Raw genomic sequence first — 22688 nt, 5'->3', positions numbered from 1 at the left:
GGACGTATGTCCGGTTCATCTCACCCGAACGGAGCTGCCATGAACCACTCACGGCACCGCGCCAGACCGGTGCTCGCGCTCACCACCACGTCGTTCCTGCTCGCCGCACTCGCCGTACCGGCGTTCGCCGCACCGGTCCCCGGCACCGACGTCCTGTACACGCTCGACGCCGATTTCGACAACGGCGTCTCCCAGGACGTCAACCACGACGCCCCGAACAACAACCAGCTCCAGCTGAACCGTTCGACCGTCTTCTTCCCCTACGTCAACGTCGCCGCCTCGGCGCGCGGGACAATGGTCCGCATCGACGTGAACACCGGCCAGATCGTCGGTGAATGGGCCTCCGCCCCGGACGGCCGCGGTCGCAACCCGTCCCGCACGACCGTCGACAAGTTCGGCAGCACGTGGCTGTCCAACCGCAACGAGGGCGCGGGCGGCCGGGGCTCGGTCACCCGCATCGGTGTCATCCAGGGCGGCACGCGCGTCGACTCCGACGGCACCGCCAACCCCGCCGGCGACTACCTCAAGGGCCCCTTCGCCTACAACAAGTGCGTCGACCGCGACCAGGACGGCCTGATCGCCACCAGCCGCGGCCTCGGTGACGTCCGCCCGTGGACCAACGCGGGCGGCGCCGACGACAACGGCGGCGTCACCACCGCCGCCGACGAGTGCGTCATCAACTACGCCCGCGTCACCGGCAGCAACACCCGCACGGTCGCCGTCGACGCCCAGAACCGCCTGTGGACGGGCGGCCAGGACCTCGACCACGAACTGCTCGACGCCGACGGCCAGGCCACCGGCACGCAGTTCAACGTGGGCTGCGGCGGCTACGGCGGTCTGATCGACAAGGCCGGCACGCTCTGGTCCGCGCGCAACTTCGGCACCCTGCGCTACGACCCCGTCGCCGGCACCCACGCGTGCCTCGACGGCACCCACGGCGACTACGGCCTCGGCATGGACCCGGTCACCGGCGAGATCTGGCACACGAACTTCTCCGGCAACCGCGTCGCGAAGCTCGCGCCGGACGGCACGCTGCTCGGCGCGTTCGGCCACGGCAGCCAGAACGCGCAGGGCGTCGCGGTCGACAACGACGGCAACGTCTGGGTCGCGCACTCGTTGAACGGTGCGACCACGGTCGGGCACCTGCGCACCGACGGCACGTACGTCGGCAACGTCCCGCTGCCCGGTGGCGTCGGCCCGACCGGCGTCGCGATCGACAGCAACGGCAAGGTGTGGGTCACCAACATCAGCACCAACAACGCGCAGCGCATCGACCCGGACGCCGGTCCGGTCGGCGGCGGTGGTCACACCGTCGGCGCGGTGGACATGACGGTCGACCTCGGCGCGGGCGCCGGTCCGTACAACTACAGCGACATGACCGGATCGGTGCTCGGCGAGATCACCGCGCCTCAGGGGACGTGGAGCGTCGTGCAGGACGGCGGCACCAACGGCCGTCCGTGGGGCACGGTCACCTGGAACACCGAGGCGCAGGGCGCCGTGCCGCCGGGCACGTCGATCGTCGTCGAGGCGAGGACGTCCGACACGGAGGCGGGCCTGGCCGGGCAGAGCTTCACACCGGTGAGCAACGGCGTCACGTTCGCGAAGACCGGTCGCTACATCGAGGTCCGGGCGACGCTGACCGCGAACGCGGCCGGTGACAGCCCCGTCCTGTCCGACCTGCGGATCAAGACGTCCGAACGCACCGGCGTGTTCTCCTGCCAGGCCACCGCGCTCAACCTCGCGGGCATCGTGTCGACGAGGGCGAACCCGCAGGACGTCCCGTGCGTCGACGACCACGAGACGCTGGCGAACGTCCAGCTCAACGCGGGCATCCTCACCGTGCGGGCCACCGCGCTCGACGCGAGGACCGACCAGACACCGGACGACCTCACGGGCACCGCGCCCGCGACGACCGACCTCGCCACGGGACGGGCGCGCATCGAGCAGACCCGCGTGACGAGCGGTCTGCTCACGATCGAGATCGGCGTGATCGAGTCGAACGCGTCGGTCACCTGCGTGGCGGGTACCGGCGGCCTCGTGCCGCAGTTCGCGGGGTCGTCGACGATCGCCTCGTTGAAGATCAACGGGCTGTCGGTGACCGTGGGCAGTGCGCCGCTGACGATCCCGCTGGTGATCGGGTCGTTGCGGCTCAACAGCACGACGACCACCGCGACCAGCGTGGTGCAGCAGGCCGTCGTGGTCGACACGCTGCTGACCGACGTGGTGATCGGTGAGGCGAAGGCCAACGTCGAGGCCAAGCCGGGTCATCCCGGTGGCTCGCCCTGCCGGGTCTGATCCTCACTCGGGCGCGAGCGATTCCGGCCGCTCGCGCCCTTCCCCGTACCGGGCGGCCACCGCACCCGCCCGGTCCCGCAGCGACTCCCGCAGCCACTGCGGCTCCAGGGCTTCCGCGCCCGTGGACAGCTGCCACACCGCCCACTCCGCGTGCCGCGAGTCCTGGAAGGTGACCTCCATCCGCAGCCACTCCCCGTCCGGTTCCTCGGCGAGCACGGCCAGCGCGGTCCCCACCAGCTCCTCCCGCCGCGCCGGACGCACCCGCAGCACCACGGCGACCTGCTCCCCGCCGGCCCGGAACCGCGTGCCGCGCTCCTGCCAGACCCGGTCCAGGTCCACCCGGTCCGGCCGCTGCGCCGGTTCGTCCAGCTCCTCGGCGGCGAGGATGCGCGACAGCCGGTAGGTCCGGTCCTCCCCCAATCGCGTGGCCAGCAGATACCCCTGCTCCCGCACGGTGACCAGTCCGATCGGGTCGACCGTGCGCCACTCCGGCTCCGCATCCCCGGCCTCGTAGCGGATCCGCAACCGGTGGCCCGCGAACACCGCGCGCCGGACCTCCGCCACGACCTCGTCCGGCAGCTCCTCCTCCGCCACGCGCCGCGAGAGAAGGTCGATCTCGGGGTCGATGAGCAACCGTTCCGCCGCACCGGCGGCCGTCCGCCGGTAGCTCTCCGGCAGCGCGTCGACCACCTTCAGCATCGCCGAGGCGAGCGACGAGCCGAGCCCGAACACCTGCGCGCCCCGCCGGGAGCCGGCGACCAGCAGGGCGAGCGCCTCGTCGTGGTTCAGGCCGGTCAGCTCGGTCCGGAAACCGGGCAGCAGCGCGAAACCGCCGTGCCGGCCGCGTTCGGCGTAGACCGGGACACCCGCGGCGGACAACGCCTCGATGTCGCGCAGGACCGTCCGGGTGGAGACCTCGAGCTCGCGGGCCAGGGTGGCCGCCGACAGCTGACCGTGCCGCCGCAGCAGCAGGACCAGCGACACCAGCCGGTCGGCACGCATGCGAGAACCGTACGGGAATACGTGACACAGGATGTCGTGTATTGCTTGCGACGCTCACGGCACTGTCGAAAAGATCGAATGGAGCTGTCGTGGCTGTGGAACGAACGCCGGTCAACCCGTGGACGTGGTCGGCGGAGCTGGGCTACCACCAGGGCGAGGTCGTGACCGGGCAGAGCAGGACGCTGTACTGCGCCGGGCAGACGTCGATGAACGGCGACGGCAAGCCCGAGCACGCCGGTGACATGGCGGCGCAGCTGGCACTGAGCCTCGACAACCTGGAGGCGGTGCTGGCCGAGGCGGGGATGACGCTCGCACACCTCGTGCGGCTGAACGTGTACACGACCGACGTCGACCTGCTGTTCCAGCACTACGGCGTGCTGGCGGCGCGGCTCGGCGCGGCACGGGTGGCCCCGCCGACCACGATGCTCGGGGTGAGCAGGCTGGCGCTGCCTATGCTGCTGGTGGAACTCGAAGGGACCGCGGTGGCGTGACCCGGTGCCGGCCTCGCCAGGCCGGCACCCCCGCCGTCAGCCGAGGCCGATCTGCTCCCGGTAGCGCCATTCCCGAGACAGCGCCACGCCCTAGCCGGCAACCTCGATCGACTCGATGGCGGCGACCGCGAGCGGGGTCGCGGTCTCGGCGTAGCGCGTGGCCAAGGACTGGAACAGCCTCTCGGCCTCGATCGCCGGCCAGTCGCACGCCAGCAGCTCGGCCGGCAGGTGGGGGTCCTGGCGCACGAGGTCGAGCCAGTCGCCGTGCAGCAGCAGCTGACGGGCCAGGTCGTCGGGCAGCGACGCGTCCGGCTCGCGCCACCTCGCGAGGAAGTCCTGGTAGCGGGCGGCGATCGCGGCCGTGTCGAACGCGCGGCGCGCCAGGTCCACGGCCTCGGTCGGCTTGGCGTGCTGGGCGGTGAAGACCGTGACGTTCTCCGCGAGTCCCTCGACCAGCCCGGTCACGTCGTGCGTGCCGGGGGCGATCCACAGACCGTTCTGCACCGGGCCGAAGCCCGCCCACTGCAGTTGCGAGCGCAGGTCGTGCCGTTCGCCGCGCCGCCCCTCCGGCAGGGAGAACCCCACCAGGGTCCAGGTGCCGTCCCAGTCGCGGTTGACGGCGCCGCGCTGCCAGATCCGCCGTTCACCGTCGCGCAGGACGTCCGTCGCGCGCGGGGTGAGTCCGAAGTAGACCTTGCGGCCGCTGCGGTGCTTGGTGAGCAGGCCGCGTGAGGCCATGCGCGTCAGCGTCGAGCGCACCGCCTCCTCGGAGACGTCCACGCGCCCGAACACGTCGATCACGCTGCCCGAGTAGACCGCGATGCCGCGGCCGAACACGTACAGGCCCAGGAAGTTGAGCATCAAGGACTGGGGCGTCACACTGCTCACGATACATGTTGGGCAGCATCTAGACGAGCGTCATGAATATGCCCTACTTTGGTCGCGACGCCACGGAGAGGACACGCTTGATGGAGCTGACGGGAAAGGTCGCGATCGTCACCGGTGCCGGCCGCGGGCTGGGCAGGGCTTACGCGGAAGCGTTGGCGCGCAACGGGGCCCAGGTCGTGGTCAACGACGTGGACGAGTCGGCCCAGGAGGTCGCGGCGGACATCGGCGGCCGGGCGGTCGTCGCGCCGGTCGGACCGGCCGAGACCGCCGAGGCGCTGGTCGCCACCGCCGTGGAGGAGTTCGGACGGCTCGACGTGCTGGTCACGAACGCCGGCATCCTGCGTGACCGGGTGCTGTGGAAGATGACGGACGACGACTTCGACGCCGTGATCAACGTGCACCTGCGCGGCACCTTCACCTGCGCCCGCGCGGCGGCCGTGCGGATGCGGGAGCAGGGCACGGGCGGCAGCCTGGTGCTGGTCGCCTCACCCGCAGGGCAGCGCGGCAACTTCGGGCAGACCAACTACTCCGCCGCCAAGGCCGGGATCGCCGCCATGGCGCGGACCTGGGCGCTGGAGCTCGCCCGGTCGGACGTCGCCGTCAACGCGGTCGTCCCCGTCGCCGCCACCGAGATGACCCGCACGATCCCGGCGTTCGCGCCGTTGATCGAGGAGTCCGAACGGACGGGCGCGCCGCTGCCGGCGTGGGTGCGGCGCGACGAGGGCCTGGGCACGGTCGAGGACGTCGCCTCCCTGATCGTCTACCTCGCCTCGGACGCGGCCAAAGGTGTCACGGGACAAGCGATCGGCATCGGCGGCGACCGGCTCGCGCTGTGGTCGCACCCGGCCGAGAAGCAGGTGCTGTTCGCCGACGGCGGGTGGGACGCGGCCGCCATCGCCGGCCGTTTCGGCGAGTTCGAGCCGGAGACCTACGGGATCCCGGCACCGGTGGCACCGTGAACGTTCCCAAGATGAATGTCGACGAACTCGTCGCGATCGACGTCCACACCCACGCGGAGGTCTCCGGCGACGGCCACAGCTCGCTGAGCCCCGCGCTGCTCGAAGCGTCCGCCAAGTACTTCAAGGCAGCCCACCGCCAGCCGACGATCGCCGAAACCGCAGCGATCTACCGCGAGCGCAGGATGGCCGCGGTGATCTTCACGGTCGACGCGGAGCACGCCACCGGCCATCCGCGCATCTCCAACGAGGAGATCGCGGCCTCCTGCGCCGAACACGCCGACGTGCTGATCCCGTTCGCGAGCGTCGACCCGTGGAAGGGCCGCACGGCCGTCCGCGAGGCCCGCAGGCTCGTCGAGGAGCACGGAGTGCGGGGCTTCAAGTTCCACCCGAGCCTCCAGGACTTCTCGCCGGACGACCGGATGGCGTACCCGCTCTACGAGGTGATCGAGGAACTCGGCGTGCCCGCGCTGTTCCACAGTGGACAGACGGGGATCGGTGCCGGCGTGCCCGGTGGCGGCGGCATCAGGCTCAAGCACTCCAACCCGATGCTCGTGGACGACGTCGCCGTCGACTTCCCGCACCTGCGGATCGTGCTCGCGCACCCGTCGTTCCCGTGGCAGGACGAGGCGCTGGCGGTGGCCACGCACAAACCGTTCGTGCACATCGACCTGTCGGGCTGGTCGCCGAAGTACTTCCCGCCGCAGCTCGTCCGCTACGCCAACACCCTGCTGCAGGACAAGGTCCTGTTCGGCTCGGACCACCCGGTGATCACCCCAGACCGCTGGCTCGCCGACTTCGCGAAGATCGAGATCTCCGACGAGGTCCGCCCCAAGATCCTCAAGCACAACGCCGCTCGCCTGCTGGGACTCGTGAAGGAGGACGCGTGACCATCTCCGTCCAAGGAATCGCCGGACTCAAGGCCCTGGCGGGCAGAAGCCTCGGGCACACCGACTGGCTCCAGATCGACCAGGGCCGCGTCGACACGTTCGCCTCCGCCACCGACGACCACCAGTGGATCCACGTCGACCCGGAACGCGCCGCCACCGGCCCGTTCGGCGGCACGATCGCGCACGGCTACCTGACGCTGGCCCTGCTCATCCCGTTGATGACCGAACTGCTCGAGGTCTCGGGCGTGCGGATGAGCCTCAACTACGGCCTGGACAAGGTGCGGTTCCCCGCGCCCGTCCCGGTCGGCGCCAAGATCCGGCTGCTCGGGCAGGTCGCGTCCGTCGAGGACGTGCCGGGTGACGGCGTCCAGCTCACCGTCGACTTCACCGTCGAGATCGAGGGCTCCCCGAAGCCCGCTTGCGTAGCACGTGCCGTCTACCGCCACTACACGTGAGGTGAAGCCATGGCGCCAACAACGCAGTTACGCCGTGCCGTCGCGTCGAGCTTCCTCGGCAGCGTGATCGAGTACTACGACTTCCTGCTCTACGCCACCGCTTCCGCGGTCGTGTTCAACAAGGTCTTCTTCTCCTCGCTCGACCCGCTGGTCGGCACGATCGCGAGCTTCGGCACGTTCGCCACCGGCTACCTCGCCCGCCCGATCGGCGGAATCCTCTTCGGACACTTCGGCGACCTGCTGGGGCGCAAGAAGATGCTCGTGCTCACCATGGGCCTGATGGGCGTCGCGAGCTTCCTGATCGGCCTGCTGCCCACCTACGCGCAGGTCGGCTGGCTCGCACCGGCCGGACTGGTCCTGCTGCGGGTCGTGCAGGGCATCTCCGTCGGTGGCGAGTGGGGCGGCGCGGTGCTGATGTCGGCCGAGCACGCCACCTCGCGGCGCGGGCTGTGGGCGAGCTTCACCAACGCCGGCGCGCCGTGCGGCATGGTGCTGTCAACGGCCGCCCTCACCGGCACCGCCGCGCTGGTCGGCGAGCAGGCGTTCCTCGACTGGGGCTGGCGCGTACCGTTCCTGCTGAGCGTGGTGCTGCTGGGCATCGGGCTGTTCGTGCGGATGAAGGTCGAGGAGACGCCGGTCTTCAAGGCCGAGCGGAAGCGGGGCTCCATGCCGCTGGTGGACGTGCTGCGCAACCACCCGCGCACGTTGCTGCTCAGCATCGGCGTCGGCCTCTCGGCGTTCGTCGCGCAGTCGACCCTGACGACGTTCGTGCTGGCGTACGGCGTGCAGGCGGGCAACAGCAGGCAGATGATCCTGAACGCGCTGACGTTGTCCTCCGCACTGGCGGTGATCGGCATCATCGGCTGGTCGGCGACGTCCGACAGGTTCGGGCGCCGGCCCGTCGTGCTCGTCGGCGCGGTGCTCATGGCCGCGTTCGGGTTCGTGCTGTTCCCGTTGGTGGACAACGGTTTCGTGGTGATCGCCCTGGTGCTCGGCCAGGCCGTGATCCACCCGATGATGTACGGGCCGCTCGCCGCGCTCTACAGCGAGCTGTTCAACACCGGCAGCCGCTACACCGGCGCCTCGCTCGGCTACCAGATGGCGGGTCTGGGTGCCGGGCTCGCGCCGTTGCTCTTCGCGCAGGTGCAGAAGTCGTCCGGCACGGGCGCGATCCCGTTCATCCTCGCGGCGTTCTGCCTGCTCACCGTCGTCTGCACGGTGACGTTGCACGAGACCAGCAGGACCAGCCTGACAGGAGACAGGAATGCGGAACGCGGGACTGGGCAGCTGGCCGCACCGCCGAGCACGCATGGCGCCGACGCGTGAAGCGTTCACCTACAACGGGGTCGCCACCTCGTACGCGGAGGTGGCGCTCCGCACGACCCGGCTCGCGTGGCAGTTGCGAGAGCTCGGCGTGCGGCACGGGGACCGGGTCGCGTACCTCGGCCCGAACCACCCCTCGTTCGCCGAGACCATGTTCGCCGCGCACCAGCTGGGTGCGATCTTCGTGCCGTTGAACTTCCGCCTCACCCCGGCGGAGATCAACTACCAGCTCGCGGACTGCGGGGCGCACGTGCTGGTACACGCGGCTTCGCACGTCGTGGAGCATCCGCGCGCCGTATCTCTGGACGTGTACGAGGACTGGCTTCTCGGCGGTTCGTCCGAAGTCCTGGACGAACCGGTCGGTGTCGACGACATCGCCCTGATCCTCTACACGTCCGGCACGACCGGCAGGCCCAAGGGCGCGACGCTCAGTCACGCCAACCTGCTGTGGAACACCTTCAACCTGATGATCGGGGTCGACGTCGCCTCGGACGACGTCGCGCTGGTCACGGCGCCGTTGTTCCACGTCGCCGCGCTCTCCCAGACGTTGCTGCCCACCTTCATCAAGGGCGGGCACAGCGTCATCACCTCGGGCTGGGACGTCGCCGAGTGCGTGTCGTTGATCGAGAAGCACCGGGTGACGTGGATGTTCGGGGTGTCCACGATGTTCGCCGACCTGGCCGCTTCCTCGCTGTGGAGCGGGGCGGACCTGTCCTCGTTGCGGGTGTTGCTGTGCGGCGGGGCGGCGGTGCCGGACTCGGTGATCCACACCTATCAGGACCGGGGGCTCGTGTTCTGCCAGGGCTACGGGCTCACCGAGACCGCGCCCGGTGCCACGTTCCTGGAGGCCGCCGACAGCGTAGACCGGGCCGGCTCGGCCGGCACCTGCGTGTTCTTCGGGGACCTGCGGCTCGGGGACGGCGGTGAGATCGAGGTGCAGGGGCCCAACGTCACGCCGGGGTACTGGAACGACCCGGTCGCGTCCGCGGCGGCGTTCACCGAGGACGGGTGGTTCCGGACCGGGGATGTCGGGCGGATCGACTCCGGTCACCTGTACGTGCTCGACCGGTTGAAGGACATGTACATCTCCGGTGGGGAGAACGTCTATCCCGCCGAGGTCGAGAACGCGATCACGTCACATCCGGACGTGGTCGAGGTCGCTGTGGTCGGGGTGCCGGACGCGCGGTGGGGGGAGGTCGGGCGGGCGTTCGTGCGGGCTCGGGACGGAGCCGTGGTGGATGCCGCCGCGTTGCGGGAGTTCCTGGGCTCCCGGCTGGCCAAGTACAAGATCCCGGTGCACGTCGAGGTGGTCGACGAGCTGCCTCGCACCGGGTCCGGGAAGGTGCTCAAGCCCGCGCTGCGGCGGTTGCCGTTGTGACGTCGTGGCGGGCCAGCACCGTCTGGACCGCCTCGTCCACCGAGTGGGCCATGGCCTTCTCGGTGGGCGCCCAGTTCACCAGCAGCATCCTGGGCCAGAACGCGAAGTTCGAGATCATGCCCAGGAACTGCGTGGCCGTCAGGACCGGGTCCTCGACCCGCAGCGTGCCCACGTCGTGCTCGGCCGCGAGGTAGTCGCGCACCGCGTCGAAGAACGGCTGCTTGCCCAGCTTGAACTGCGTCTGCCCGAGTTCGGGGAAGCGCGGCGCCTCCGCGATCACGATGCGGAACAACGCGACCATGCCCGGCCGCGTCAGCAGCGCCACGTACCGGTTGCCGAGCGCGGTCAGGCCCTTGCGCGGATCGCCCGGCTTCGGGGTGAGCGCGCCCTCGTCCGTGCGCCAGTAGTCCGTGACGATCGCGTCGAACAGCTCGGCCTTCGTCGGGAACTGCTTGAACAGCGTCGCCTTCGACACCCCGGCCGCGTCGGCGATGCGCGCCAGTGAGGTCTTGTCGTAGCCGGACTCGAGGAACAGCCCGGTCGCGGCGTCGACGATCGCCGCTCGCTTCTGCTCCGCCATGCGCTCGTGGTAGGTCGGCACGCTGCCCAGTATGCCATGAGGTGAGTCACTTGACTCACCATCGCCGCTGTGAGTACGTTCCGAGGTGAGTCACTCAACTCACCACTGGAGGAAGTCATGGGACGCTTCGACGGCCGCACGGTGCTCGTCACCGGGGCGACGAGCGGGATGGGCGCGAGCCACGTGCGGGGTTTCCACGCCGAGGGCGCGCAGGTCGTGATCGCGGCACGGAACTTCGACGCGGGTGGCGCGTTCGCCGAGGAACTGGGATCGCGGGCGTTCGCCGTGCGGCTCGACGTGACGTCGGAGGACGACTGGATCGCGGCGGTGGCTGCGGCTGCCGAGCGGTTCGGGCCGCTGTCGGTGCTGGTCAACAACGCGGGCGCCCAGCACCCGGCGGCGTTGGTCGAGGACACGGCGCTGGACGTGTGGGAGCGGACGCTGGCGGTGAACCTGACCGGGCAGTTCCTCGGCATCAAGCACACCGCGCCGTCGCTGCGGAAGGCCGGCGGCGGGGCCATCGTGAACATCGCCTCGACCATGGGCAACGTGGGTCAGGCGTACTACGCGCCCTACGTCGCCAGCAAGTGGGCGCTACGGGGCCTCACGCGCACGGCGGCACTGGAACTCGGGCGTGACGGCATCCGCGTGAACTCGATCCACCCCGGCGTGGTGTCGACGCCGCTGATCACCGAACCGGTGGCCGCCGGACAGCCCGCCATCGGCGACCTCTACTCCCCCGCCCCGTTCGCCGTGCCCCGCCTCGGCACGCCCGAGGAGGTCACCGCGCTCGTCCTGCACCTGGCCTCGGAGGACGGCGCGTTCGCGACCGGCGCCGAGTTCGTGCTGGACGGCGGCCTGCTGCTCGGCCCGGCGCTAGCGGCCTAGGAAGTCCGCCACCGGGCCGAACGTGAACAGCCCGGTGCCCGCCACCAGTTCGGCCTTGGCGGGCAACAACAACTCGTGCGCCCGCTGCCCGAGTTCGTCGTCCCGCAGTCTGGTGGCGGCCATCGACAGCAGGCACGCGCGGACCTCGGTGAGCAGGTCCGCCGGGCCGTCCGGGAGTGCGCGCGCGGCCTTCAGGGCCTCGTCGTGCGGTAGCGCCAGGGGACGGACCCAGTCCAGGTGCGGGCCCCAGTCGTCGGTCAGGTCCACTGTGGACGGTCCGTGCAGGCTCAGCAGGGCCAGGGGCAGGAGTCCGCGTTCCATGCCCCACATGCCGGTGCCCTTGACGCGTTCCGCCGCGGCCCGGTACGCGCGGTCGGCCTCGGTCTTCTTGTTGGCGGCCGCGAGTTTCAACGCCGCGTACCAGTCCGTGAAGACGGCGACCAGCGGCAGGTCGTGCTGCCTGGCCAGGTCGTCGGCGGCGGCCGCGTGCTCGTCGGCCGTGCCGAACTCGGCCAGTGCGGAGTTGGCCTGCACCAGGATCAGGTGGCCCAGCACCTCGTAGGTGACGTCGGTGGTGACCTTCAGGAGTTCGCGGCCGATCGCGGCGCGTTCGGGGGCCAGGCCGGTGCGGTGGAAGGTGTGCATGAAGCGGGCGTTCAGGGCGAACGCCTGGAGTGCGGGATCGTGCAGGCCGATCGCGATGGCCTCGGCTTCCTCTGCTTCCGGCAGGCGGGTGCCGGTGCCCCGGTCCTCCATCGCGATGGTGGCCAGCAGGCGGGCTCTGGTCGCGGTGGGGCCGGGGAAGGCGGGCAGGGTGCGTTCGGCGGCGGCGACCAGTTCGGCGGAGTGGGCCGGGTCGTCGTTGGTGGTCCAGATGCCGGGGACGTCGAACGATCCGATCGCCTTCGCCGTCTCCTGCGGCCCGCGGGCCAGCTTCACCGCCGCCGAACCGCGCTCCCGCGCCGCCTCCAGGTCTCCGCTCACCGCCAGCGCCCTCGCGAGGCCCGTCAGCAGGTCCAGCCGTTCGGAGCCCGCCGCGATCGCCGCCTTCCACAGGCGCACCGCCTCGCGCGGGGAACGCGTCCGGTTCGCTGCTTCGGCCAGCGCGCTCACCGCCGCCTCGCTCCTCGTGCCCGCCAGGGCGTAGTGGTGCGCGAGCGTTCGAACGTCGTCGCGGGGTAGCGCCTCCGCCACGGCGGCGTGCCAGCGAGCGCGTCTGGTCAGCGACACGTCCTCGTACAGGGTGTCGCGGACCAGCGCGTGCGTGAACCGTGCGTGCCCCGGCGCCACCTCTGCGACGAAACCTGCCTCCAGCGCCAGGTCCAGGGCGTCCAGCACGTCGTGACCGGCCAGTGCGGCGAGCAGGTCCACCTCGACGTCCCTGCCCAGCACGGAGGCCTGGTGCAGCACGGTCCGCGCCTCGGCCGGGAGCCCTGCCAGGCGGTGCCGGATCACGTCGCGCACACCCGCCGGCACCGAGCCGAGATCGCCGCCGGACGCGACCAGCCGACCCAGTTCCTTGACGTAGAACGGGTTGCCTCCGCTGCGTTCGTGGATCGCGTGCGCATCGCGCGGTCCGACGAGCGCGGCGACCGCCTGCTCGTCCAGGCCGCCCAGCTCGACGCGGGCCGGTTCGGCGCGCGCCAAGGCCTCCGACGGCACGGCGGAGCGTGAGGTCGCGACGATCAGCGCGCGGCCCGACAACGGCCGGGCGGTGAACGCCGTCAGCACCGCCAGCGTCTCTTCGTCGGCCTGGTGCAGGTCGTCCAGCACCACCAGCACCGGCGCGGCCGACTCCACAGTGGACACGATCGACAGGCGGAGCTCGAACCGGCCGGGCGCGGTGAGCTCCGATCCCAGTGCCTCCACGACCTGCTGCCACGGCCACGCCACCGGGGCGTCCTCCTGGCAGCGTGCCCAGACCGTCCGCCAGCCGCGGCTCGCCAGCACCTCGGAGAACGCCGTGGCCAGCGCGGTCTTGCCCGCCCCCGCCTCGCCCGTCACCAGCGCGAGGCCGAGGCCGGCGACCGGGACGGCGGCGTTCAGCGCCGCCAGTTCCAGGTCTCGGCCGACCAGTGACGACTCGGGTGGGGGTCGCAGGCGTGGTGACTGGGTCAGGATGTCCGACTCCAGCGTGCGGAGTTCATCGCCGGGATCGACGCCGAGGTTCGACACGAGGGCGTGCCGGGCATCTCGGACGGCCCGCAGTGCGTCGGCCTGGCGTCCCTCGCGGTACAGCGCCAGCGCGAGCAGGCTCCAGGCCTTCTCACGCCACGGGTGGTCGGCGAGGTGAGCCCGCAGGTCGGCCGCGACGCCCGCAGCTCGGCCGAGGGCGAGTGCGGCCTCGGCTCGGCGCTCGACGGCCACCAGTCGCAGTTCCTCCAGCCGGTCGATCTCGGCCCTGGCCCAGGGGAAGTCGGCGAACTCGACGTAGGCGGGACCTCGCCACAGGGCGAGCGCACTGTCCAGCACGGACAGGTCGCCGCCGAGCATGTCCTCGAACCGCCACGCGTCCACGTCGTCGGCCAGCAGCGCGTAACCGGTGCCCTCGGTGACGAGCAGCGACGAGGGGGTCCGGGGTGGACGGCCGGGCTCGAGGGCCTTGCGCAGGGCGCCGACGAACGTCTGCACCGTGCCGACGGCGCCGTCCGGCGGGTCTTCCCACAGGTCGTCGACGAGCGTGCGGACCGGGACGATCCGGCGGCGGGCGACCAGCAGGCGGGCCAGCACGGCGCGTTGCTTCGGGCCGCCGAGGCGGGCGGATCCCGCGGTCAGCGGGCCCAGCACCCCGAACGTCACCACCCGCTGACCCTAACGCTGATTCGTTGCTGATCGGCCCTCGGCACAGTGACGGCATGAACTTCGAACACCAGCGAGTCCAGGTCTCCCCCGGCGTCGAACTGAACGTCGCGATCACGGGCAGCGGCAGCCCGGTCGTGTTGCTGCACGGCTTCCCGCAGACCCACCTGATGTGGCGGCACGTCGCCGCCGGCCTGGCCGCCGACCACACCGTGATCATGCCCGACCTGCGCGGCTACGGCGACAGCGACAAGCCCGCCGACACCGGGACGACCTACGCCAAGCGCACGATGGCCGCCGACGTCGTGGAGGTGGCCAGGGCACTCGGGCACGACACGTTCGCCCTGGCCGGGCACGACCGGGGCGCGCTCGTGGCGTTCCGGACCGGGCTCGACCACCCCGAGCACGTCACGCACCTCGCGTCGCTCGACGTGCTGCCGACCCTGGACATGTGGGACGTCATGCGCGGCACGTCCGCCGCCGTCGGGTTCCACCTGTTCCTGATGGCCCAGCCGCCGGGGCTCGCCGAGCAGATGATCAGCGCCACCCCGGACGCGTTCTTCGGCCACTTCCTCGACATCTGGGCGCGAACGCCGTTCCCCGAGGACGTGCGGGCCGAGTACCTGCGGGCGAGCCGCGAGGCCGTCACGTCGATCGTCGCGGACTACCGCGCGTCGGCCACGATCGACGTCGAGCACGACACCGCGGACAAGCAGGCGGGCGCTCAGCTGAAGATGCCGGTCACCGTGCTGCAGCAGGACTGGGGCGCGGCGCTCGGGTTCGACGCCCGGGCGTTGTGGCAGGCCTGGGCTCCCGACCTCGACCACCGGACGGTCTCCTGTGGACACTTCATGGCGGAGGAGGCACCGGACGTCGTCGAGGCGGCGATCCGCGACCTGCTGAAGCGCTGATTCCTGCGCCGCGCGGGTGCTGGGCCAGCTGCGTGCCGAGTTCGTGAAGACCCCGGAGCACGCCGAGCACCTGGCGTCCTCCGGGCAGCGCGCTGGCCGAGCCGGCGTGGCCGCCGAACGGGACTGGACGGACTTCCGGGCCGTCTCACCGCGCACGAGCCGATGCTCGGCTTGGTCGCACCGCACCACCGGCCCGGTAGACCGCGTAGACCCGAGGGTTTTAGACCTTGACGCGGCCCTTGGTCGTCCACATCCGGTACCCGGCCGACAGCGCGTCCGCCTCCGAACGGAACGTCATGTCGCCCTTCATCCGCCGGTAGTACGGCGAATCGGGCGTGTGGTAGACCATCGTCTTCGAGTTCCCCTTGACCGGCAACGGTTCCGGCTTCTTCGGGGCGGGCGCGACCGGCTGCTCGGCGATCACCACCTGCTCCGCCGCCGGGCGGGGCGCGGGCAGGGCGAGGCGCGTCTTCGGGCGCTCGGGCTGCAGGCGGCCCCGCACCGACAGCCACGTCACGAGCGAGCCGACGCCGAAGGACACCAGGCACAGCAGGAACATCTGCGAGAACAACCAGAGCACAGCGGACTCCTAACGGACGACGACGTCGACCTGGCGGGTGGCCGGGTCGTACTCGCCGCCGGGGGCGGGACGGGTCTCGATGGCGATCAACGCGGGCGACACGCCCTGGCCGACGAGGACGTCGCGGACCATCTCACCGCGCGTCGTCGCCATCGCCTGGTCCGTGCCGTGCGCCACCAGCGTGATCGAGGCGCGCGGTGCGACGAGCAGCATGCGGCCGACGCGCTGGATCAGCACCGGGCCGTGGCCTTCGTACGCCGTGGTGCCCTGCACGAACCGGATCGCGCCGTTGCCGTTGACCAGGCGGGAGATCGAGTCGTGCAGCGCCTCGACGTTCAGGTCGCCGACCGCCGCGGACGGGCCGATCTCGATGCGGTCGGTGACCTGCAGGCCGTTCGCCGCTTCCTTGACGGCGTCGCGGACCGCGGTCGCGCGTGCTTCGTCGGGCACGCGGGCGGCGACCACGACCTGTCCGTTGTGGACGGTTGTGGTCACGTCGGACACCTTGGCGGACAACGCGGCGTCGAGCACGCGGCCGATCACGACCGGCGGGATCGGCAGCAGGCCGCCGAGCCGGAGCGCGGCCGTGACGCGGTGGCCGTCGGACCGCACGGCTTCGAGCAGCGCACGGCGTTCCGCGTCGTCGGCGACCGCGCCGGACACCAGGATCTCACCGCCGCGCACCGCCACGAGCAGTTGCTCGGGTTCGGCCGCGCGCACATCGGTGCTGCCGACGCCGGACACGTCGGACACCACGGCGCGCACCGCGTCGACCGAGCGCGGCGCGACCTCGCTGACCACCACCGAACGGCCCTGCACCGCGACAACACCGTGGTACCCGGCCTTGCCCAGCGCTGTTCGGACGTCGGAGTCCAACGCCCGTTCGATGCCACCGCCGTAGACGAACACGCCGGTGGCGGCGAGCAACGCGGGCACCAAGAGCCCGCCGATCCAAACCGCGTGAGGCAAACGCACGGCGCAGGGTTATCGGACCTCGCGACCGAAAATCCAGCTCGTCCAGCCTTTCGGACCGAACTTCACCCGGTCAGGTGGCCGGGTGAAGCCCAGATCCGGTCTGCTAGTCGACCGTGGCGCGCGTCCGCCGCCAGGCGATCACGATCAACGCGATCAGGCCGAACAGCGGGATCGTGCTGATCGCCCAGGACAACCCCATCGGCGGCCCCGGCTGCTCCATCACCTGGAGATTTTTCAGCTCCCCGGTCCCCGCGCCCGCCGGTCCGTTGATGTCGAACCGCATGGTCCACGTGCCGGGCGCGGGCATTGCGTGGATGTCGAGGCCCCAGACCTCCCGCTTGCGGGGGTGGCGGGCGAGCGGGCCGTCGTCGTCCTCCGCGCCGTTGTAGAACATCGTCAGCGTGCCCGTCTTGCCCGTGATGCCGTCCTCGGGCGCGAAGGTGAAGTCCAGCGACTGCATGGCCTTCACCGGCCACGTGCTGAAGCCGATGGTCAGGTCGTACGGCCCGGCCTGCACCTTCTCGGTGTGCACGACGTTCACCGGCTCGAAGGCGAGAGCCGGAGCGGTCAGGCCGAGCAGCAGCGCCACGGTCCCCGCGAGTCCCAGCAACGTCCTACGCATGGCTGTTGTCCTTTGCTGGTGCGAGGTGGCGGAGCATGTGGCCGAACCGCCGGCCGAGCATCCCGGCGAGGGCGCCGAGCACAGCACCCGCCACGACGGTCGCCAGGAACCGGTCGATAGCGGGGAAGTTGCTGCCGTACACGAACATCCGTTGCAGCGGCGCGCACGCCGTGATGATCACGCCGCCGACCGCGCCGACCAGCCACGCGGGCAGCTTGTGCAGCAGCTCGACGGCGACCGCGACGAGGATCAGGCTCATCGGGATCATGTTGGGCAGGCCGGGGATGCCGTCGGCGTAGTCGCGCAACGGCAGCCCGGTGGCGTCCGCGTAGACCTCGGTGGCCCACGGCGAGAACCACCAGAACAGGGCCTGCAGTGCCGCGACGACGACACCGACGGCCAACGCACCGCCGCGCCGCTTCAGCACGTACGCGCCCATGAACAGGATCATCACCGAGAAGAACGCGCTGCCGGCGTTGACCGTGTTGACGAGCCCGCCGGGCAACGCGCGCAGGCCGAGCACGGTCACCATGCTGAACGCGAGCAACGTGGCCGCGGCCCCGGCGACGCCGTAGGTCCCCCAGTTCTGGTCCCGCGCGACCGCGAAGATCATGACGGCGCCGACCATCGTGATCGAGATCGACAGCAGCAGCCCGATGTGCGGCGGCGAGTCGATCACGGCGTCGAAGCCGTACAGACCGTGCCACCACTGGTCCCACAGCCCGTAGACCAGGAACAGCGCCGCGCCGATGCCGGAGACGAGGTACCCGACTGGTGCGGCGAACGTGCGGCCGAAGACGCCGACCGCGCGGCCGCCGACCACCGGGTCGACCTCCTTGTCGCGCTTGGAGTTCGCCGTCGTCAGCAGCACGACGGCGAGGCTCGCGAGACCCGAGATCGCGCTGCCCGCGTACAGGAACAGGTGCGGCAGCGTGAAGAACGTGTCCGGGCCGACGTCGGAGTGCCACTGGATGTCCCAGGTCAGGCCGATCAGCGAGATCAGGGTGCCGCCGAGCACGACGCTCGCCGGGATCAACCCCCTCGGGACCGTCCTCGTCACCGGCGACGACGCCGCCGTCGCCGTGATGTGTGCGGTCATTTCCTCCCCCTTCTGGTGGTGTGGTTCAGAACGTTGCCGGTGAATTCGTGGTCAGACGGGTGTGTCGTGGTGCCTCCTCCACGCCCTCGTACTGGTTGTACGGGGGCGTGGGGGAGGTGCCGCGACGGACCCTGCTGGGCGCGGATACGCCGCCAACGTGCTGTGCCACGCCACTAGGTGAGCAGCAGCGGGATGACGACCCGCTCGCTGCGCAGTGACACGGTGATTTCCCATTGGCCGGCCATGAACAGGTCGACGCCCGCGACCCGGTACCGACCGGGGGCCTGCGGTGCCGCCGTGATCGGGGCGAGCGCGTGACCCATCTGCGGCATCGCCGGTTCGACCGTCACGTCGCCGTCGGCGGCGTTGCCGGAGCGGTCGGTGATCCGCAGGTCGAACGAGTTGCTGCCGGTCTTCGTGCTGGTGGGCGTGAGCTCGAACCGGAGTCGTGCGCTCTCCGCGAGGTGCGGCTGGGCCTCGACGCCCCGCGGCCACAGCACCACGAGCGCCGCGACGAGCGCGATCACCCCGCCTGCGACGGCGATCGACGAACGCCTCACTTCGAGACCACCTGCCCGGCCGGGACGTCGACGATCTTCGGCACGGTGACGACCGAGTAGTCGCGTTCGACCTGGATCCACACGAGGTACCTGCCCGGCAGCGGGAACGAGTAGGTGAACGGCACGTCCGGCCCGTACGCGGCGACGCTCTCGTCGGGCTTGTCGGGCATGCCCGGTACCGGCGGGATCATCGAGTGCACGTGGGCCCAGATCGGCGCGTTCACCGCGGTGCCGGTGACCGGGCCGACGACGATCATGTGCCCGAGCATCCCGAGCCACGGCTGCAGGTCGCGCTCGCCGAACTTCGCGGTGATCGTGCTCGGCCTGCCCGCCTCGCGGATCTCCAGCACCGTCTCGGCCTTCCCGTCGTGCTGGACCGCCTGTGCCGCACCGGAGACCTCGACGCTCGACCGCAGCAGTTGCACTCCCCCGCCCCTGCGGGCGATCTCGGCGGCGACCGCGTGCGTGCCCTGTTCGGGATCGGTCAGCCGGGCGCGGAACTCGCCGGGTGCCGTGCGGACCGGGTGCAGGTGGCGCAGGTGCCCGGACGGCGACACCACGACCAGGTGGACGAACGCGTTGTCGTGCACCAGCAGGTCGTCCACCGGCCGTCCCGACGAGCCGTCGGTGAGGCTGAGCACGAGGTCCCTGTCCTCCATGCGGGGCACCAGGTTCACCGGCGGGCGTGAGAAGTCCATGATGGACGTTCGCTCGTACGGGTTCATCACGTTGTCGTACGTGGGATCCAGCTCCGTGCCCGGTGCCGCGACAGGCGGAATGCTCGGCGAGAGCAACGCCGCCGTCACCCCGACCGCGATCGCCGTGACCATGCCCGCCGTGGGCACCAACGCGAGCCCGACCTTGCCGAACACCGCGAACAGCAGCGCTGCCAGCAACAGCACCCCGGCCGCGATGAACCCGCCGTAGGTCGCGTTCTCCCACGGCGACGGCACGAGCGCGGGCACGACGAACGGGATGGTCGCCTCGTCGACCGCGAGCTCCCACGGCCCGGGCCGGTCCACGTGCAGCTGCCCGGGATGGAACCCCGGCGTGGCACCGAGAACCACCTTGGTCGTGCTGCTCGCCGCACCCGCCGCGCGCAGGGTCAGCGTGAGCTCACCGGCCGGTGTCCCGGCGTGCGTCACCACGTCGACGTGCACCGGACCGGGCACTTCCGCGACCCGCCGGATGATCACCGTGAGGTCGCGGCCGCCGAGGCTCTGCGCGACGTGGATGTCGGCGCCGGACTGGGCACCGTCGGCCAGTGCGGGGGTCGCGATCCCCAGGATCGCCCCCAGCACGAGCAGCAAGGTCGCAACACGTCGTTTCATCGCGACCGAACGTAGCGATCATGGCGGGCCCGCCGCGTCACTGCCGAGACGGAAACCGGATCCCCCGCGCGGGGGATCTCCGACCCCTGTGCGGCGGGAGGACCTCAGGGACGCCATGGGGCAGGATTGCGTCCGATGGATCTGATCAAGCTCCCCCTCAAGCACCAGTCGTGGCTGGTCGCGGCCGTGTGCATGGTCGTGGACGGCGGTTTCGTGCTGCTCGACCGCGAACCGTTGGCGCAGACCGTGATCGTGCTCGTCCTGACGCTGGCCGTGGACGCGATGCTCGCGGGCCCCGCCCGGTTGTCCCTGTGGGTCGCGGCGGCGCAGGCGGCCGTCCCGGTGATCATCCTGATCTCGATGCGCAACGGGGCGGACGCCAACGACGCCGGCCTGCTGATCGCGGGTTACCGCGCGGGAGCGTGGCTGCGCGGCGGGCCCGCGTACACGTCGCTCGGGATGCTCTCGCTCAGCCTGATGGCGTGCATGTTCCTCAACGGCTACACGGTCCTGACCGCGGTGCTGGTGGCGGGCAAGGGCGCGCTGCTGCCGTGGCTCGTCGGCCGCTACACGACGGCTCGGCGTGCCTACCTGGCCGAACTGGAGAAGCAGTCGGCGATGGCGGAGAAGGACGCCAAAGCGGCCGTAACCAAGGCCGTCACCGAGGAACGCGGCGCGATAGCCCGCGACCTGCACGACGTGATCATCCACCACGTCAGCGCGATCAACCTGCACGCCGGCGCCGCGCGGCTCGGCCTGCCGGACGGCAACCCGAAGCTCACGAAGTCGTTGCGCGCGGTCGAGACGTCCAGCCGCGCGGCCATGGTCGACCTGCGGCACCTGCTGGACCTGTTGCACGGCGACAACTCCGAGGGCGCGCGGCAACCGGGGCTCGACAACCTCGACGAACTGCTCGACGGCGTGCGCGCGGCGGGCAGACCGGCCCGCCTGGAGGTGTGCGGGCAGCGGCGGGACGTGCCGGAGTCGTTGGACATCACGGTCTACCGGATCATCCAGGAGATGCTGACCAACGCCCTGCGGCACGGTGACGCGTCCGGTGTGACGGTGACCCTGGCGTACGCGCCGGACTCGCTGACCGTCTCCGCGTGCAACGTCACGGGTCCCGGCGACGACTCCGGCTCGGTCCGGCGGGGTCTCGTCGGCATCCGCAACCGCGCGGCCATGTTCGCGGGCACCACCCGGTCCGGGCTCGAACCGGACGGCCGGACCTGGCGCACCGTCGTCACGTTCCCCCTGGAGGCGTCATGACGTTGACGGTGCTGCTGGCCGACGACCACGCGATGCTGCGCTCCGGCATGCGCGCGATCTTCGACACGCAGGAGGACCTGACCTGCGTCGCGGAGGTCGCGGACGGCAGGGCCGCGGTGGCCGAGGTCGCGCGGCTGCGGCCGGACGTGGCGGTGCTCGACATCCGCATGCCGAAGCTGGACGGGCTCGGCGCGACGGAGATGATCCTGGCCGACCCCGCGAACCGCACGAAGGTCCTGCTGCTCACGACCTACGACACCGACGAGTACGTCTACCGCGCGTTGAAGGCCGGGGCCAGCGGGTTCCTGCTGAAGTCGCTACCGCCCGAGGAGCTGATCTCCGCGGTCCGGGTGGCGGCGCGCGGGGACGCGTTGATCGACCCGTCCGTCACGCAGCGGCTGATCGCGCGGTTCGCCGTCAGTCTCGCGCCTCCTCCGACGCCGCCGGAGCTAGAGCTGCTGACCGCGCGCGAACGCGAGGTGCTGCAGCTCGTGGCGGCGGCGTACAGCAACGCCGAGATCGCCGCGCGGCTGCACGTCGGGGACGAGACGGTGAAGACGCACGTCTCGCGCGTGCTGTCCAAGCTGGGGCTGCGGGACCGGGTGCACGCCGTGGCGTACGCGCACGTCAACGGGCTGGTGCAGACCCGGCGCTGATCCGCGGAGACCCCTCGTGACCCCGCGGGTCAGCTCTGCCAGACGACCGGCGACTTCACGTAGTCGTCGCCGCGGTTGTACTCGGCCGCCGCGACCTTCAAGCCGTCCTGGGCCGCGCTCAGCACGCACGTCTCGTAGGTCTCGCCGGACGCCTTGAACGTCTTGGGCGCGCTGGTGGAGTCGCACTTCGGGGTGTCACCGCTGATGATCACGCCGGTGCCCTTGCCGTCCTCGCCGAGGCCGCGCAGGCCGATCGACGTGAAGCTCAGGTCGGTACCACTGAGGTTCTCGACCTTGGCCCGCAGGTAGAACGGCGTGATGTTCTTGGCCTTGTCGCCGAACTTCGCCAGGTCCTCCTTCGCGCCCGCCTCGATGGCCGTGACGGTGATCGCGATGGTGCCGGTCTTGTCACCGGTGACGACGGGGATGACCGCGCGGGTGCCGACCTTGAGCTTCGTGCCGGGAGCGGTGACGTCCCCACCGGCGGGGACGGCCGGCTTCTCCTTGGACGCGCTGGTCTTCTCCGTGCTCGTGGCGGTGGTCGTCGTGTCGGTGGCGGGGGTCGCCGTGCCGGTGGTCTCGGAGCCGCAGGCCGACAGGAGCAGGCCCGCCGCCGCGACGGAGGCGATGAACAGGGGGCCACGGGCGTGCGTCACTGCGGGACTCCTCGGACTGCGGAACCTGGTTGCCCAGGACGTTAGGCCGGATGCCGGAGCGGTGGTATCGGTCGTTCACACCAC

At 71.0% G+C, this 22688-nt stretch carries 22 protein-coding genes; 11 read left to right on the top strand and 11 right to left on the bottom strand.

Annotated features, from left to right (window positions below; all coding sequences use genetic code 11):
- Positions 1-39 precede the first annotated feature (39 nt).
- Positions 40-2295: an NHL repeat-containing protein gene (locus tag IEY88_RS04865; protein WP_229693082.1), complete on the top strand. Its 2256-nt coding sequence runs from the start codon at positions 40-42 to the stop codon at positions 2293-2295.
- Between the two features lie 3 nt (positions 2296-2298).
- On the opposite strand, the gene IEY88_RS04860 is transcribed toward IEY88_RS04865, so the two are convergent.
- Positions 2299-3297 carry a helix-turn-helix transcriptional regulator gene (locus IEY88_RS04860; RefSeq protein ID WP_189153292.1) on the bottom strand — a complete coding sequence of 333 codons (999 nt, stop codon included), beginning with the start codon at positions 3295-3297 and terminating at the stop codon, positions 2299-2301.
- 95 nt (positions 3298-3392) lie between these two features.
- On the opposite strand from IEY88_RS04860, the gene IEY88_RS04855 reads away from it, so the two are divergent.
- The gene (locus IEY88_RS04855) at positions 3393-3788 is read left to right on the top strand and encodes a RidA family protein (RefSeq protein WP_189153568.1); all 396 of its coding nucleotides are present in this window, start codon (positions 3393-3395) and stop codon (positions 3786-3788) included.
- Between the two features lie 90 nt (positions 3789-3878).
- Here IEY88_RS04855 and IEY88_RS04850 read toward each other — a convergent pair whose 3' ends face one another.
- Positions 3879-4667, bottom strand: a complete 789-nt coding sequence (locus IEY88_RS04850) for a PaaX family transcriptional regulator (protein WP_229693081.1) — start codon at positions 4665-4667, stop codon at positions 3879-3881.
- A gap of 89 nt (positions 4668-4756) precedes the next feature.
- On the opposite strand from IEY88_RS04850, the gene IEY88_RS04845 reads away from it, so the two are divergent.
- The 5 genes from IEY88_RS04845 to IEY88_RS04825 are packed head-to-tail and all read left to right on the top strand — an operon-like array spanning position 4757 to position 9678.
- Positions 4757-5635 carry an SDR family NAD(P)-dependent oxidoreductase gene (locus IEY88_RS04845; protein WP_189153291.1) on the top strand — a complete coding sequence of 293 codons (879 nt, stop codon included), beginning with the start codon at positions 4757-4759 and terminating at the stop codon, positions 5633-5635.
- 11 nt (positions 5636-5646) lie between these two features.
- On the top strand, positions 5647-6522 hold the full coding sequence (locus tag IEY88_RS04840) for an amidohydrolase family protein (RefSeq protein WP_189153290.1): 876 nt from the start codon (positions 5647-5649) through the stop codon (positions 6520-6522).
- Positions 6519-6977, top strand: coding sequence for a MaoC family dehydratase (locus IEY88_RS04835; RefSeq protein WP_189153289.1), 459 nt, complete (start codon positions 6519-6521; stop codon positions 6975-6977). The genes IEY88_RS04840 and IEY88_RS04835 overlap by 4 nt, the downstream gene beginning before the upstream one ends.
- Positions 6978-6986: 9 nt before the next feature.
- On the top strand, positions 6987-8303 hold the full coding sequence (locus IEY88_RS04830) for an MFS transporter (RefSeq protein ID WP_189153288.1): 1317 nt from the start codon (positions 6987-6989) through the stop codon (positions 8301-8303).
- Positions 8242-9678: an acyl-CoA synthetase gene (locus tag IEY88_RS04825; RefSeq protein ID WP_189153287.1), complete on the top strand. Its 1437-nt coding sequence runs from the start codon at positions 8242-8244 to the stop codon at positions 9676-9678. The genes IEY88_RS04830 and IEY88_RS04825 overlap by 62 nt, the downstream gene beginning before the upstream one ends.
- Here the strand turns inward: IEY88_RS04825 and IEY88_RS04820 are convergent.
- Complete coding sequence (locus tag IEY88_RS04820) at positions 9647-10279, bottom strand: TetR/AcrR family transcriptional regulator (protein WP_229693080.1); 633 nt, start codon at positions 10277-10279, stop codon at positions 9647-9649. The two genes, IEY88_RS04825 and IEY88_RS04820, sit on opposite strands and share 32 nt — an antisense overlap.
- Before the next feature lie 96 nt (positions 10280-10375).
- Here IEY88_RS04820 and IEY88_RS04815 point away from each other — a divergent pair, with 96 nt between their 5' ends.
- Positions 10376-11146 carry an SDR family NAD(P)-dependent oxidoreductase gene (locus IEY88_RS04815; RefSeq protein ID WP_189153286.1) on the top strand — a complete coding sequence of 257 codons (771 nt, stop codon included), beginning with the start codon at positions 10376-10378 and terminating at the stop codon, positions 11144-11146.
- Here the strand turns inward: IEY88_RS04815 and IEY88_RS04810 are convergent.
- Complete coding sequence (locus tag IEY88_RS04810; protein WP_189153285.1) at positions 11135-13948, bottom strand: ATP-binding protein; 2814 nt, start codon at positions 13946-13948, stop codon at positions 11135-11137. The genes IEY88_RS04815 and IEY88_RS04810 overlap by 12 nt on opposite strands.
- A gap of 53 nt (positions 13949-14001) precedes the next feature.
- Here IEY88_RS04810 and IEY88_RS04805 point away from each other — a divergent pair, with 53 nt between their 5' ends.
- Positions 14002-14856 carry an alpha/beta fold hydrolase gene (locus IEY88_RS04805; RefSeq protein WP_189153284.1) on the top strand — a complete coding sequence of 285 codons (855 nt, stop codon included), beginning with the start codon at positions 14002-14004 and terminating at the stop codon, positions 14854-14856.
- A 220-nt stretch (positions 14857-15076) separates the two neighbouring features.
- Here IEY88_RS04805 and IEY88_RS04800 read toward each other — a convergent pair whose 3' ends face one another.
- From IEY88_RS04800 to IEY88_RS04775, 6 genes are all read right to left on the bottom strand, one after another.
- On the bottom strand, positions 15077-15436 hold the full coding sequence (locus IEY88_RS04800) for a sunset domain-containing protein (RefSeq protein ID WP_189153283.1): 360 nt from the start codon (positions 15434-15436) through the stop codon (positions 15077-15079).
- Between the two features lie 9 nt (positions 15437-15445).
- Complete coding sequence (locus IEY88_RS04795) at positions 15446-16411, bottom strand: hypothetical protein (protein WP_189153282.1); 966 nt, start codon at positions 16409-16411, stop codon at positions 15446-15448.
- A 103-nt stretch (positions 16412-16514) separates the two neighbouring features.
- Complete coding sequence (locus IEY88_RS04790) at positions 16515-17033, bottom strand: hypothetical protein (RefSeq protein WP_189153281.1); 519 nt, start codon at positions 17031-17033, stop codon at positions 16515-16517.
- Positions 17026-18132: a hypothetical protein gene (locus IEY88_RS04785; protein ID WP_189153280.1), complete on the bottom strand. Its 1107-nt coding sequence runs from the start codon at positions 18130-18132 to the stop codon at positions 17026-17028. The genes IEY88_RS04790 and IEY88_RS04785 overlap by 8 nt, the downstream gene beginning before the upstream one ends.
- A gap of 173 nt (positions 18133-18305) precedes the next feature.
- Entirely contained in the window at positions 18306-18692 is a 387-nt protein-coding gene (locus IEY88_RS04780) for a FixH family protein (protein WP_189153279.1), read from the bottom strand.
- Positions 18689-20023: a DUF8832 domain-containing protein gene (locus IEY88_RS04775; RefSeq protein ID WP_189153278.1), complete on the bottom strand. Its 1335-nt coding sequence runs from the start codon at positions 20021-20023 to the stop codon at positions 18689-18691. The genes IEY88_RS04780 and IEY88_RS04775 overlap by 4 nt, the downstream gene beginning before the upstream one ends.
- Before the next feature lie 135 nt (positions 20024-20158).
- On the opposite strand from IEY88_RS04775, the gene IEY88_RS04770 reads away from it, so the two are divergent.
- Positions 20159-21292, top strand: a complete 1134-nt coding sequence (locus IEY88_RS04770; RefSeq protein ID WP_189153277.1) for a sensor histidine kinase — start codon at positions 20159-20161, stop codon at positions 21290-21292.
- Positions 21289-21948, top strand: coding sequence for a response regulator (locus IEY88_RS04765; protein ID WP_189153276.1), 660 nt, complete (start codon positions 21289-21291; stop codon positions 21946-21948). The genes IEY88_RS04770 and IEY88_RS04765 overlap by 4 nt, the downstream gene beginning before the upstream one ends.
- Positions 21949-21977: 29 nt before the next feature.
- On the opposite strand, the gene IEY88_RS04760 is transcribed toward IEY88_RS04765, so the two are convergent.
- Positions 21978-22604 (bottom strand): hypothetical protein, encoded by a 627-nt coding sequence (locus IEY88_RS04760; protein WP_189153275.1) that lies wholly within the window; start codon positions 22602-22604, stop codon positions 21978-21980.
- Positions 22605-22688: the final 84 nt, after the last annotated feature.

Origin of the sequence: Lentzea pudingi (assembly GCF_014646255.1) — a bacterium.
Classification (GTDB): domain Bacteria; phylum Actinomycetota; class Actinomycetes; order Mycobacteriales; family Pseudonocardiaceae; genus Lentzea; species Lentzea pudingi.
This window is presented reverse-complemented; position numbering and strand designations above follow the sequence as displayed.

Coding starts and splice junctions, on each gene's coding strand:
- IEY88_RS04865 (WP_229693082.1), top strand. CDS start 40: ATGAACCACTCACGGCACCGCGCCAGACCGGTGCTCGCGCTCACCACC.
- IEY88_RS04860 (WP_189153292.1), bottom strand. CDS start 3,297: ATGCGTGCCGACCGGCTGGTGTCGCTGGTCCTGCTGCTGCGGCGGCAC.
- IEY88_RS04845 (WP_189153291.1), top strand. CDS start 4,757: ATGGAGCTGACGGGAAAGGTCGCGATCGTCACCGGTGCCGGCCGCGGG.
- IEY88_RS04840 (WP_189153290.1), top strand. CDS start 5,647: ATGAATGTCGACGAACTCGTCGCGATCGACGTCCACACCCACGCGGAG.
- IEY88_RS04830 (WP_189153288.1), top strand. CDS start 6,987: ATGGCGCCAACAACGCAGTTACGCCGTGCCGTCGCGTCGAGCTTCCTC.
- IEY88_RS04825 (WP_189153287.1), top strand. CDS start 8,242: ATGCGGAACGCGGGACTGGGCAGCTGGCCGCACCGCCGAGCACGCATG.
- IEY88_RS04815 (WP_189153286.1), top strand. CDS start 10,376: ATGGGACGCTTCGACGGCCGCACGGTGCTCGTCACCGGGGCGACGAGC.
- IEY88_RS04805 (WP_189153284.1), top strand. CDS start 14,002: ATGAACTTCGAACACCAGCGAGTCCAGGTCTCCCCCGGCGTCGAACTG.
- IEY88_RS04790 (WP_189153281.1), bottom strand. CDS start 17,033: ATGCGTAGGACGTTGCTGGGACTCGCGGGGACCGTGGCGCTGCTGCTC.
- IEY88_RS04785 (WP_189153280.1), bottom strand. CDS start 18,132: ATGACCGCACACATCACGGCGACGGCGGCGTCGTCGCCGGTGACGAGG.
- IEY88_RS04775 (WP_189153278.1), bottom strand. CDS start 20,023: ATGAAACGACGTGTTGCGACCTTGCTGCTCGTGCTGGGGGCGATCCTG.
- IEY88_RS04770 (WP_189153277.1), top strand. CDS start 20,159: ATGGATCTGATCAAGCTCCCCCTCAAGCACCAGTCGTGGCTGGTCGCG.
- IEY88_RS04765 (WP_189153276.1), top strand. CDS start 21,289: ATGACGTTGACGGTGCTGCTGGCCGACGACCACGCGATGCTGCGCTCC.